General features: G+C 70.4%; 14 protein-coding genes. 7 read left to right on the forward strand and 7 right to left on the reverse strand.

Annotated features, from left to right (window positions below):
- Both CVO76_RS13120 and CVO76_RS13125 read left to right on the forward strand, forming a co-directional pair.
- Positions 1-844, forward strand: an 844-nt coding sequence (locus CVO76_RS13120; RefSeq protein WP_208739576.1) for a carbohydrate ABC transporter permease, incomplete at its 5' end; no start/stop codon positions are given.
- Positions 845-871: 27 nt separating this feature from the next.
- A complete protein-coding gene (locus tag CVO76_RS13125; protein WP_208739577.1) occupies positions 872-1792 on the forward strand; it encodes a carbohydrate ABC transporter permease in 921 nt (306 codons plus the stop codon).
- A gap of 43 nt (positions 1793-1835) precedes the next feature.
- On the opposite strand, the gene CVO76_RS13130 is transcribed toward CVO76_RS13125, so the two are convergent.
- A complete protein-coding gene (locus tag CVO76_RS13130) occupies positions 1836-2648 on the reverse strand; it encodes an SDR family oxidoreductase (protein ID WP_208739578.1) in 813 nt (270 codons plus the stop codon).
- A gap of 75 nt (positions 2649-2723) precedes the next feature.
- Between CVO76_RS13130 and CVO76_RS13135 the strand changes: the two genes are divergently transcribed.
- Together CVO76_RS13135 and CVO76_RS13140 are read left to right on the forward strand one after the other, a co-directional pair.
- A complete protein-coding gene (locus CVO76_RS13135) occupies positions 2724-3170 on the forward strand; it encodes a hypothetical protein (protein ID WP_133082680.1) in 447 nt (148 codons plus the stop codon).
- 102 nt (positions 3171-3272) lie between these two features.
- The gene (locus tag CVO76_RS13140) at positions 3273-3506 is read left to right on the forward strand and encodes a hypothetical protein (protein WP_133082679.1); all 234 of its coding nucleotides are present in this window, start codon (positions 3273-3275) and stop codon (positions 3504-3506) included.
- A gap of 48 nt (positions 3507-3554) precedes the next feature.
- Here CVO76_RS13140 and CVO76_RS13145 read toward each other — a convergent pair whose 3' ends face one another.
- The gene (locus tag CVO76_RS13145) at positions 3555-3710 is read right to left on the reverse strand and encodes a hypothetical protein (protein WP_208739579.1); all 156 of its coding nucleotides are present in this window, start codon (positions 3708-3710) and stop codon (positions 3555-3557) included.
- A gap of 136 nt (positions 3711-3846) precedes the next feature.
- Complete coding sequence (locus CVO76_RS13150; protein ID WP_133082678.1) at positions 3847-4656, reverse strand: hemerythrin domain-containing protein; 810 nt, start codon at positions 4654-4656, stop codon at positions 3847-3849.
- Positions 4657-4921: 265 nt separating this feature from the next.
- Between CVO76_RS13150 and CVO76_RS13155 the strand changes: the two genes are divergently transcribed.
- Both CVO76_RS13155 and CVO76_RS13160 read left to right on the forward strand, forming a co-directional pair.
- Positions 4922-5827 carry a hypothetical protein gene (locus tag CVO76_RS13155; RefSeq protein WP_208739580.1) on the forward strand — a complete coding sequence of 302 codons (906 nt, stop codon included), beginning with the start codon at positions 4922-4924 and terminating at the stop codon, positions 5825-5827.
- Between the two features lie 78 nt (positions 5828-5905).
- Positions 5906-6616, forward strand: a complete 711-nt coding sequence (locus CVO76_RS13160) for a GAF and ANTAR domain-containing protein (protein WP_133082676.1) — start codon at positions 5906-5908, stop codon at positions 6614-6616.
- Between the two features lie 36 nt (positions 6617-6652).
- Here the strand turns inward: CVO76_RS13160 and CVO76_RS13165 are convergent, their stop codons facing one another.
- On the reverse strand, positions 6653-7393 hold the full coding sequence (locus CVO76_RS13165; RefSeq protein ID WP_208739581.1) for a GAF and ANTAR domain-containing protein: 741 nt from the start codon (positions 7391-7393) through the stop codon (positions 6653-6655).
- 264 nt (positions 7394-7657) lie between these two features.
- Here CVO76_RS13165 and CVO76_RS13170 point away from each other — a divergent pair, with 264 nt between their 5' ends.
- Positions 7658-8374 (forward strand): GAF and ANTAR domain-containing protein, encoded by a 717-nt coding sequence (locus tag CVO76_RS13170; RefSeq protein WP_208739582.1) that lies wholly within the window; start codon positions 7658-7660, stop codon positions 8372-8374.
- Between the two features lie 10 nt (positions 8375-8384).
- Here CVO76_RS13170 and CVO76_RS13175 read toward each other — a convergent pair whose 3' ends face one another.
- From CVO76_RS13175 to CVO76_RS13185, 3 genes are all read right to left on the reverse strand, one after another.
- Positions 8385-9197 carry a GAF domain-containing protein gene (locus tag CVO76_RS13175; protein ID WP_208739583.1) on the reverse strand — a complete coding sequence of 271 codons (813 nt, stop codon included), beginning with the start codon at positions 9195-9197 and terminating at the stop codon, positions 8385-8387.
- Positions 9198-9315: 118 nt separating this feature from the next.
- The gene (locus CVO76_RS13180) at positions 9316-10335 is read right to left on the reverse strand and encodes an LLM class flavin-dependent oxidoreductase (protein WP_208739584.1); all 1020 of its coding nucleotides are present in this window, start codon (positions 10333-10335) and stop codon (positions 9316-9318) included.
- 73 nt (positions 10336-10408) lie between these two features.
- A partial coding sequence (locus CVO76_RS13185; protein WP_208739585.1) for an ABC transporter permease occupies positions 10409-10933 on the reverse strand: 525 nt, incomplete at its 5' end.

Here is a 10933-nt window from a genome sequence, read left to right on the forward strand (position 1 = left end):
CTACGGCTTCCTCGGCCCGAACCTCGTCCTGCTCGGGATCTTCCTGTTCCTCCCCCTGGGCTGGGCCTTCCTGATCAGCTTCCAGGAATCCAGCGGTTTCGGCGCCAGCGGATGGGTGGGGCTCGCGAACTACCAACGCCTTGTCGCGGACCCCACGTTCTGGCAGTCCGCCCTGAACACCGCGGTCTTCACGCTTCTCACGGTGCCGCTCAGCCTCGCCCTCGGGCTGGGCCTCGCCGTCCTCATGAACTCCGTCCTTCCCGGGCGGAGGCTGTTCCGCACCCTCATCTACCTCCCCATGGTCATCTCGGGCGTGGCGACGGCCCTGATGGGCGTCCTGCTGTTCGACGAGGCCACCGGGATCGTCAACAAGCTCCTGCGCGAAGGCGGGCTCGCCGCCATCCCGTGGCAGTCGCAGGGGTCGGCCGCGTTCACGTCGATCATCCTCGTGACCCTGTGGATCCGAGTCGGCTTCAACATGGTCATCTACCTGGCCGCCCTGCAGGGCATCTCGCCCGAGCTCTACGAGGCCGCACGCCTCGAGGGGGCGGGCCCGTGGCAGCAGTTCCGCTACCTGACGGTGCCGCTCGTGGGACCGTCCACGTTCTTCCTGCTGATCATGGACGTCATCTACTCCTTCCAGGTCTTCGACACGATCTTCGTGATGACCGGCGGTGGCCCGGGGCGCTCGACGTCGGTGCTGGTCACCTATGCCTACGAGAACGGCTTCGTCACGCGCGACCAGAGTTACGCGGCGGCGATCGGCATCGTCATCTTCCTGCTCACCCTTCTCTTCACGGCGATCCAGTGGCGCGGCAACCGCTCCCGCGACACTGCCGGATAGCCCCGGACCACCAGGACAGGACCCCCCATGGCCCGACCACTCCCGCTCCAGGACGACGGCGCGCGCACCGCCGCAGCGAGGGCCGACGACGCTCCGGGCGGCTTCGTACCGCGTGTCAGGCATGTACCGCCGGCCCAGCGTGTGGCCGCAGCCGCCCGCCTGGTCACGGCGGTCGCCGTCGGGCTGGTGATGATGTTCCCGCTCTACTGGATGGTCACGCTCGCCTTCTCGCCGAACGCCGACGTCTTCAGCAGGGAGCTGCACATCTGGCCGTCCTCGTGGAGCCTCGACAACTTCCGCACGGTCTTCGGCAGCTTCCCCACGGCAACCTGGTTCGGGAACTCCGTGGTCATCACCGCGTTCGTCACGGTCCTCACCGTCACGGTGAACCTGCTCGCGGGCTACGCCTTCGCCAAGCTGGACTTCCGCGGCAAGGGCGCGATCTTCCTGCTCGTCCTGAGCACCATGATGATCCCGGTCCAGGTGCTGATGGTGGCGCAGTTCCGCCTCGTGACGCAGCTCGGCATCTACGGGACCTTCTGGGCCGTCATCCTCCCGTCGGCGGCGTCGGCGTTCGGTATCTTCCTGGCACGCCAGTTCATCATCGCCATCCCGGACGAGCTCATCGAAGCGGCGAAGGTCGACGGCGCCGGGACCCTCCGGATCTTCCTGCAGATCGTCCTGCCGCTCTGCAAGCCGCTCATCGCCGTCCTGGTCCTGCTCACCGTCATGTACCAGTGGAACGACTTCGCCTGGCCGCTGATCGCACTGAAGGACAGCGAGCTCTTCACGCTGCCCATCGGCCTCCTGTACCTGCGGGGCCAGTACGGGGCGGACTACGGCGCCATCATGGCGCTGGCGCTGGTCTCCATCACGCCGATCGTCATCATGTTCCTCGCGTTCCAGAAGTACTTCGTGCAGGGGCTGGCCCGGAGCGGCATCCGCTAGTCGTGCGGACGCCGCCTGCCTGGGCGCCGAGGTCCGCACGGGGTCACCAGCGGCGGAAGCCGCCCTCCGTACTCAGGACCTGGCCCACCATCCAGCGGCCCTCGTCCCCGAGCAGCCAGGCGATGAGCCGTGCCGGATCGTCGGGCTCACCGAAGCGCCCGGACGGGCAGTGCCGGAGGACCTGCTGCAGCACCTCGGCAGGCCGGTCCGCGGTGTCCTCGTCGAGGTACCCGGTGTTGACCGGGCCGGGGTTGACGGTGTTGAGCAGGATGCGCCGGTCGACGAGGTCGTCGGCGACCGACGCCGTCAGCCCGGCGAGCGCCGCCTTGGACGCGGCGTAGGCGATCTCGCCGGGCATCGGACCGGCGACCTGCCCGGACGTCAGCCAGATGACGCGGCCACCCTCCCTGCCGTCGTGCTGGTCCGCGAAGTACCTGGTGGCCAGGATCGTGGCGCGTGTGTTGACCTGCCAGTGCGCGTCGAGGTCCTCCCAGGAGATGTCGCCGAGCCGGCCGTCGCCCCCGCTCCTCGCATGGTTGCACACGAGCCCGTCGAGGTGTCCGAGCGCGTCCCGCGCCTCGGCGATGAGCCGTTCGCCGCCGTCGGGCCGGGAGAGGTCGATACTCGCGTGGGCGAGCCGCGCGTCGTCCTGCAGCAGGCCGCGGATCCCCGCGACGACGAGGTCGACGTCGTCCGCGCCCCACGGCTGCTCGGCGTCGTGCGGAGCGTAGGAATGCAGGAACAGGCTCGCGCCCATGCCCGCGAGGCGGGACGCGACGGCGTAGCCGATGCCCCTGCGTCGGCTCACCCCGGTGACGACGAAGGTACGACCGGACAGGGCACGGGTGGACTCCATGGCTCCCAGCCTAGGGGTGCGCCCGTTCGCTAGGCTGGGAGCATCATCCACCCCGATTCCGCCCCCAGGAGATCAATGCGCCGCATCCCCCGCTGCCCGGCACTGGTCGCCGGATGCTGCAGCGTGCTGCTCGGACTGGCCGCGTGCGGCCTGGGGCCGGTGCTGGGCGTCCTCGATCGGGACCAGACGGACCAGGACGTCCTCACCATCCGGACGGATCTCGACGGCATCGACCTCTCGACCACCCGCTTCCTCGCCGAACGCGACGGCGTCGAGTACTTCGCAGCCAGGCCGACGGCCGGCACCGGCAGCGACGACATAGCCTGCCTCCTCGTCGAGGAGGGCATCGGGGTCGGTCTGGAATGCGCGCCGCTCGTACCCGGGAGCGCAGGCGCCACGATCCGCGACAGCAGGGCCACCGTGGTGCTGCTGCCGGACGACATCGATCGGAATGCGCTGACCGACGAGGGCTTCGAATTGCTGCACCCCAACCTCGCACTCCGTGCGGCGGATGCCGGCTAGGCACCGACGGCGTCCGGCGCCCCGATGCGGAACAAAGAGTGGACACCGCCGTCCGCGTCCCGCCAGCATGGGAGGAACAGCACAGGACCTGCAGGAGGAATCATGGCAGTTGCAGAGGACGACGGCGGCGAACTGATCGTCGGTGACGTGACACGGACGGGGGGCCGGGCCCTGGCGGTCGGGCTGTCTCCCTCGCCCGACGACCAGGGCAGGCCGACCATCAGCGTGGGCTGGATGGAGCAGGGCGATCGCCTCCAGCTCACGGTCGACGAGGCAGTGGCCCTGCGGGACGAGCTGACGCGCATCATCCGGGACGCCGGCGGTACCGGCGCCTAGGGCAGGGCGGCCAGGGGCGCCCGCCACGTCCCGATCGGATCGTGCGGCCTACGCCTGGACCTGCGTCTCCCCCACGAGGATCCTGTGGTTCTGCTCACACTGGAAGACGGCGAGGGTCCCGTCGGGCACCGGCCCCTCCGCCGGCCATTGGTCCTCGCTCAGTTCGATCAGGGCCGATCCGCAGCTGGGGCATCGTGCTTCCATGGGGCGGGTCCTTTCCGTGCATCAGGTCCGCGACATGCCCACGCATCCGCGAAGACCCCAGTACACACCGCTTGCCTGTCCTGCGCCACCACCGGCCGTCGCGACTCCGCCGGATGGACACCGGCAACGCCAGGGCTCAACCGTTCCGCCGGAGGACGCGCCGGGCCCCGGCGCCGACCAGCCCCGCCGCAGCGAGGCAGACGAGGACGGCAGCCCAGGGGAACGGCGGCCTGCCGGCGACGTACCGCGTGGAGGGGTCCTCGCCGGAGCGCATCATCGGCAGCAGCTCGACGGCGTGGGCGGCCCGCGCCAGTGCCGAACTGATCCGGTGGAGCGCGGGGACGAGGCTCCCGGGAGCGCCGAGGAGCGCGTGGTCCACGGCATCACGTCCCCGGTCGAGGACGGACAGCGGCAGGGCGGCGACGACGTTGCCGGGCGGGCGCCGTGCCACCACGGGGTGGGCCCGCGTCGGCGCGATGCGCCGCACCACCTCCCACAGGACGCCGAGCACCTGCAGCTCCCGGCGGGAGACCCGGGCCTGCAGCCGGGGGAAGAGGGAGTCCTCCTCGTCACGGACGTCGTCGTCGAGCACCTCGGCGAGCCGCCCGAGGACATCCGCCCGTTCGGTGGAGCCGTCCGGGAGTCCTTCGAGCTTCTGCACCAGCTCGTTGACCTCCTGGTGCTCGCGCTCCACCTCCAGCGTGAGCTCGCCGCCGTCGGGCAGGACCCTGCGCATCACGGGCCACAGGACGGATTCCTCCGCGAACGCGTGGGGGAACACCAGGCGGTAGATGTGGAGCAGCACGTCGGCCTGGGTCTCGCCGGACGTCCCACGCAGCTGCTCGAGCAACGCGTTCAGCCTCACGTGGTCCCGCTTCTGGCGGACGAGCACGCTGAGCGGCCCACCGAGCTGTTCGGTGGTCTGGTCTGCAACCGAGGTGTACACGGAGTCTCCCTGGGGCCGGACGGAAGGCGGTGCCGGGATGGCACCCCTCCCATCTCTACCCGCCCGCCGCCGTCGGGAACAGGAGCGCGCTCCCCTGTCGCCGCCGATGTCCGGTGCCTATAATCGGGCGTGCTCCCCGGGGAGATTCCGGGCCCGTGGTCCGGCCCTCGCTGGTCGCACGGGTGCCGCTGCCCCTCCCCCGACGACGGCGGCCGGCCCGCCCGGGGCGGCCGTAACGAGCACCACGAAAGGACACCGCAGCCCCATGGACCTCGTGGAACAGGCAGAGGCCCTGTACGTCCTGCCGCTCGATCGATTCACGGAGGCCCGGAACACCGCGGCGAAGGAAGCAACCGGGGAGGGCGCCAGGGACCTCGCTGCGACCCTGCGGAAGCTACCCAAGCCGGCTGCGGCGGCCTGGCTCGTCAACGTCCTCGTCGATCGCCGGCGCAACGAGGTGGAGCAGGTGCTCGAGCTCGGTGCCTCGCTCAGGGAGGCGCAGGACAGCCTCGACCGTGCCCAACTGCACGCGTTGGGCCAGCAGCGACAGCGCCTCCTCACCGCCGTCGCGCGGCAGTCCCTCGATGCCGCCGCGGAGATCGGGCACACCATCGGCCCCGCAGCCCTGCCCGGCGTCGAGCAGACCCTGCGGGCCGCCCTCGCGGATCCTGCGGCGGCTGCGGCGGTACTCACCGGCCGGCTCGTCCGGACGCTCGAGGTCACCGGCTGGGATCCCGTAGACCTCGAGGGCGCGGTGGCCGGCCCCTTCACTCCACCCGCGGACGGGGAGACGACGGCACCGGACGACGCGACCGACACGGGCGCGGCGGGCCCGGGTCGCCGGACGCCGGAGCCGACCGCGGTCCCTGCACGCCGGCGGAAGGAAGCCGACGCGCGGTTCGCGGCCGCTCAGCACGCGCGGATGGAGGCCGAGGAGGCAGCGGCGGGGCTGCAGCAGAAATCCCGGCGGCTCGTCGTGCGGCGCGATGGGCTGACGGCCTCCATCGAGGATTTCGAGGAACGCCTCGACTCACTCCGCCGGGAGATCACCGACGTCGACGCCGAGGCGGCTGCCCTCGATCGGGAGGCGGCGTCCGCCGACCGCGCCCTCGCGCGGGCGACGAAGGCGGAAGAGGCCGCCGCGGCTCAGGTCCGCGCCCTGAGCCCCTGAACGGCTCCCTCGCCGGCCCGGGCAACGGCGTAGGCTAGAACCGAGATCAGGAGTATCCGCCAGGCCGAGGGAAGAGCTGTGACCGAGCAGGAAGTACTGAGCGACGTCAATGACGAGCTGTTCTCCCTCCTGACCGAGACGGCGGGTATCCAGGAGTTCCTCGACGAGTTCGCCGGAATGGCGGCGGAGCGGCTCTCCGGAGCGGTCCCCGTATCCTGTGCCATCACGCTCGTCCGGCGTCGGAAAGCCGGCACCCTGGCAGCGAGCGACGCCGTCGCACGGCAGGCCGACGAGTTCCAGAACCGTTTCCACGAGGGCCCCTGCCTCGAGGCGGCCATGACGGAACGGTCGGTGTACTGCCCGGACACCGTCCTCGATGCGCGCTGGCCCCTGTACCTCGAGCGGCTCGACACCCGTCGGGTCCGATCGATCCTGGGTGTCTCGTTCGCCCTGGAGGACAGCGGACGTGCGGCTCTCAATCTGTACGCCGCCCAGCCCGATGCCTTTCCATCGGCAGCCATCAAGGCCGCCGAAGCGCTGGCTGAGGCGGCGTCGTCGTCGCTGCGGTTCGCCGTGCGCGCCGCGTCGGCGGACGACGAAAACCACAATCTGGAAGCGGCGCTCGCCTCCCGGCAGACCATCAACACCGCGGTCGGGATCATCATGTTCCAGAACAAGTGCTCCCAGGCCGACGCCATGGCGATCCTGCAGCGGGCCGCCAGCAGCCGGAACATGAAGCTCCGGCTGGTCGCCGAGCGCGTCGTGAATTCCGCCACCCCACACCCCTGACCGGAGACGCACCGGTCGCGTCGGTGATCCCGGCGTTCAGTCGAAGTGCGTGCTGACCGGCGCATCGACGGTGCTCGTGAGGACATTCGAGGCGAGATCGCGGAGCTTCATGTTGCGCGAACTGGATGCCGCCCGCAGGATCTCGATCGCCTCCTCCTGGCCGCACCGGTTCTGCGCCATGATGATTCCCGCTGCCAGGTCGATCGTGGTGCGTGACTCCATGGCCGCGGCGAGGTGTTCCGCCCGTTCCGTGAGCCGCGCGAGGCGGAGAGCGAGGTGCAGGGGTGTCGACGCCTTCGCGGCGAAGTGTTCCGCCAGCTCCACCTTCTCCTCGGGGAACGCGCCCGGCTCGCGGGAATAGTAGGTGACAGCGACTCTCTCCGGCCCGTCCAGCGGGACGGGGACACCGAGGCTCGATCGGATGCCGCGCTGCAGGGCCGCGGAGGCGTAGAGCGGGAAGGTGCCGTCAGCGGCGAAGTCCGGCACACCGACGGTCCGGCCCGTGGCCGCCGCCATCATGCAGGGGCCGTCGTCGAACCGGTACTGGATGCCCGCGAGTCGGCGGGCCGTCGGGCAGCTGCTCGCTGTGGTGGCCTTGCTCCGGGGAGGCAGGAGGGTGACGCTGGTCAGGATTCCGGAGTGCTCGTCCGGGAGCAGGGCCGCTGCGGCAGCCACCAGCCCGTCGAGGAACTCGTCGAGGCCGGCGCTGACCACCAGCAGGTCCTGGAGCAGGCTCCGTGCATCCGATCCGGGTAGGAAGTTCAACGCCTCGCCCATGACATGTCCCCCTTGCACTGCAACACCCTTGAGGCGGGCGCGACGATCAGGAAGCTGCTGGCTGCTGAACAACTGCCAACAATGCTAGCGAGTGGAGCGGCGTGAGGACAGACGTCGAGGACGGGATCGACCCGACGACGAAGCACCGGGTATCGGGGCCGGGCAATTTGCCTCGCTTCCACCCGTTGACTATCTTTGACCTGTCCAGAAGTGGGCGCTGCGTATTGCCGGTGTGGCCGGCACCTGGACATCCCGAGGCTTATCTTGCACTCAGAGCCCAATCTCAACGAACTGGCCGTGGTCTTCGGCCGCGTCCGTGGCCTCCTCCTCACCGAAGAGACCGTGCAGCACGCCGTCGACCTGCTCGCCGAAGCTGCACGCGACCTCATTCCCGGCGCGGTCGGGGCCGGCGTGTCCCTGATCCATCGCGGGGAGCGCACGAGCACCGGCGCCACCGACACCCTGGTCCGCCGAGCCGACGAACTGCAGTACGAGTTCTCCGAGGGCCCCTGCCTCACCGCCTGGTCTAGGAGTGCGCCCGTCCGCGCGGACGACACCACCGCCGCCGACCAGCTCTGGCCGCGGTGGGCCCGAGCCGCCGCCGCCATGGGGGTGCGGTCCTGCCAGAGCGTGCCCCTGATCCAGGGCAGCACCACGATCGGGGCCATGAAGGTGTACTCCACCCGGGCCGGCGCCTTCGACGAGGCCACCGAGCGCGCGCTGACGCGTTTCGCCGTTCCCGCCGCGGCCCTCCTCAGCCACGTCCAGACGACGGAGACTCCGCACCAGATCCGGTCGGAACTGGCGACCGCCCTGCAGATGCGCGACCGCATCGGCATGGCGAAGGGCATCCTGATGGCCCAGCTCGGCATCGACGACCGCAGCGCGTTCCGTGAGCTGGTCTCCCGGGCGGAGCAGGCCAGGCGCTCCGTCGCGGACGTCGCGGTCGAGCTGACCGGCGGCACGGCGCGCACCCCCTGATCCTTGCGGCTCAGTTCCTCGTCGCGTCGCCGCGGCGCGCTTCCTCGGCGTGGCGTGAGCGCCCGATCTCCTGCTGGGCACGGCGGACGAAGGAGCGGAGGAACCGCTGCTTCTCCCCCGGGAAGGGATGGGGACGCTGGTCGAGGATGCAGAAGGTGCCGATGTTCCAGCCGCCGGGGCCCTGGAGCGGGTGGCCCGCGTAGAACCTCAGGTACGGTTCGTCGACGACGAGCGGGTGGTCGCTGAAGCGGCCGTCCGCATGGGTGTCGGTAACCACCAGCGGATACGCCGTCCGGATCGTCTCGTCGCAGAAGGCCTCCCTCCGCGGCAGGTGCCCACGGAGTGGCCCGATCGAGGCCTTCAGGTGCTGGTGGTACGCGCCGATTACGGACACGCTCGCGGAGCTGACGCCGAAGGCGTCCCGCGCCTCCTCCACCAGGGCGTCGAGCACGGGGACAGGACCGCTGTGCACCAGGCCTGTCGCGGCGAGGGACTTCAACCGCTCGCCCTCCGCCTCGTCGTCGGTGAGCAACCATGCTGCGGCGGCGCTGATCCCGGGACCGTCGGTGCCTCCGTCCACGACGGGCGGGAGCACGTAGGGTACGAGGCTGGGAAGCTGCCGGTCCCAGAGCATCTCGTTGATCGCGTGCGCGAGGATGTCACGCTCGAGGGCCGGCAGGCGTGCCCCGCCCTTGAGGAAGAGGTCGATCCGTGCCTCCCCGAGGTGGCCACCGTTGCCGCAGTAGTGGAGCCACACCTGGTCGAGGGGGAGGTTGCACAGCGACAGCGCGTCGAGCATCCTCTGTCGCTGGACCCGGTCCACTGCACGTCCTTCGGCTCGTCCACGTCCGCCGACGGAATGGTCAGCATGCTTATTGTTTTACGGTACCGGAGGTTCGCCGGAGGGGAAACCCTCCGGCTGGGCTCAGTCCCCCGCGGGGTCAGCGCAGACCCGCGGCCGGTCCCACGAGCGTCACGATGTTGCCCAGCAGTGCGGCGTTGAAGTCGACGCCCAGCTGGTTGGGGATGGTCACGAGCAGCGTGTCGGCGGCCTGGACGGCGGCGTCGGCGGCGAGTTGTTCCGCGATGACGTCCGGCGCTCCGATGTAGCTGCGGCCGAACCGCGACCTCGCGCCGTCGAGGATCCCCACCTGATCCGTCGACTCCCGCTGGGCGCGGATGCCGAAGTAGTACTCGTCCGCCTCGCTCACGATGGGCAGGATGCTGCGGCTCACCGAGACCCTCGGCCTCCAGGCATGTCCGGCGTCCGCCCATGCCTTGCGGAAGATGTCGATCTGCTCGGCCTGGAGTTCGTCGAACGGGACACCGGTGTCCTCGGTGAGGAGCGTGGAACTCATGAGGTTCATGCCCTGCTCCCCCGCCCACTGCGCGGTGGCCCGGGTACCGGAACCCCACCAGATGCGCTCCGGCAGCCCGGGCGAGAGGGGGTCGATCGGCAGCCTGCCCGGGCTGCCGGTCATGCGGGGATTGGCGTCGGCGACACCGTGCCCTGCGATCGCGCGCCGGAACAACGCGGCCTTGTCGCGCGCGAGGTCCGCGTCCGTGGTTCCCTCCGCCGGCACGTAGCCGAAGGTCCGTGAGCCGTCGAGCGCGGTCTCGGGAGACCCACGGCTGATGCCGAGCTGCAGTCGCCGGTTGCTGATGAGGTCGGTGACTGCAGCTTCCTCCGCCATGTACAGCGGGTTCTCGTAGCGCATGTCGATCACACCCGTGCCGAGCTCGATGGTCTTCGTCCGCGCGGCCATGGCTGCGAGCACGGGGAACGGCGCCGAGTACTGCGGCGCGAAGTGGTGGACACGCATGTACGCGCCGTCGACGCCGAGCTCCTCCGCCGCCACCGCCAGTTCGACGGCCTGCACCAGTGATTCCTGCGCGGTGGGCACCAGGGAGCCGCGCACGTCCTGGTAGTGGCCGAAGGACAGGAATCCGATCTTCTTCATATCCCGTGCAGCGTTTCGGGAGGGCTCGGCATTCCCGCCCGTCGGCGTCGGGCCCGTCCAGGCGCGGGCCCGCCTAGTCGAGCGGACCAGGCCGGGAGGTGGCGGGGGCGAGCCCGCGCACCAGGACGACGGCGGTCAGTGCGCCCGCCGCCATGATCGCTGCGAGGACCACGATCTGAAAACGTCCTGCCTCGAGCGGCGAGATCCCACCGAAGATCGCACCGACGAAGGCACCCGGGAGCGTGACCAGGCCCGTGGTCCTGGTCTGGTCGGTGGACGGGATGAGGGCCTCGTACACCGCGGTGCGGGCCAGCTCCAGGGTCGCCCTCCTCGGCGTCGCCCCGAGCGCGAGCCAGCCTTCCACCTCGTCCCATCGCTCGAGGGTCGATCGGTGGAGCCGCCGGCCGGCGAGCGTCGCGATGGACATCGTGTTGCCGATGACGATCCCGCCGAGGGCCAGGAGATAGCGCGGCTCCGCGAGGATCGCTCCCGTGGCGAACACGATGGCGAGGGTCACGGTGACGCCCAGGGCCATGCCGGAGGCCACGACGGCGAGGTGCGCGCGGGTGAACCCGATGCGGCGTGTGGCGGTTCCGGT

This window comes from Arthrobacter agilis, from assembly GCF_002953615.1.
GTDB lineage: Bacteria > Actinomycetota > Actinomycetes > Actinomycetales > Micrococcaceae > Arthrobacter_D > Arthrobacter_D agilis_B.

What these genes read in the sequence shown, in the direction of transcription:
- CVO76_RS13145 (WP_208739579.1), bottom strand. Translation starts at nt 3,710, where the DNA reads ATGGAAGCACGATGCCCCAGCTGCGGATCGGCCCTGATCGAACTGAGC.
- CVO76_RS13125 (WP_208739577.1), top strand. Translation starts at nt 872, where the DNA reads ATGGCCCGACCACTCCCGCTCCAGGACGACGGCGCGCGCACCGCCGCA.
- CVO76_RS13180 (WP_208739584.1), bottom strand. Translation starts at nt 10,335, where the DNA reads ATGAAGAAGATCGGATTCCTGTCCTTCGGCCACTACCAGGACGTGCGC.
- CVO76_RS13130 (WP_208739578.1), bottom strand. Translation starts at nt 2,648, where the DNA reads ATGGAGTCCACCCGTGCCCTGTCCGGTCGTACCTTCGTCGTCACCGGG.
- CVO76_RS13135 (WP_133082680.1), top strand. Translation starts at nt 2,724, where the DNA reads ATGCGCCGCATCCCCCGCTGCCCGGCACTGGTCGCCGGATGCTGCAGC.
- CVO76_RS13140 (WP_133082679.1), top strand. Translation starts at nt 3,273, where the DNA reads ATGGCAGTTGCAGAGGACGACGGCGGCGAACTGATCGTCGGTGACGTG.
- CVO76_RS13165 (WP_208739581.1), bottom strand. Translation starts at nt 7,393, where the DNA reads ATGGGCGAGGCGTTGAACTTCCTACCCGGATCGGATGCACGGAGCCTG.
- CVO76_RS13155 (WP_208739580.1), top strand. Translation starts at nt 4,922, where the DNA reads ATGGACCTCGTGGAACAGGCAGAGGCCCTGTACGTCCTGCCGCTCGAT.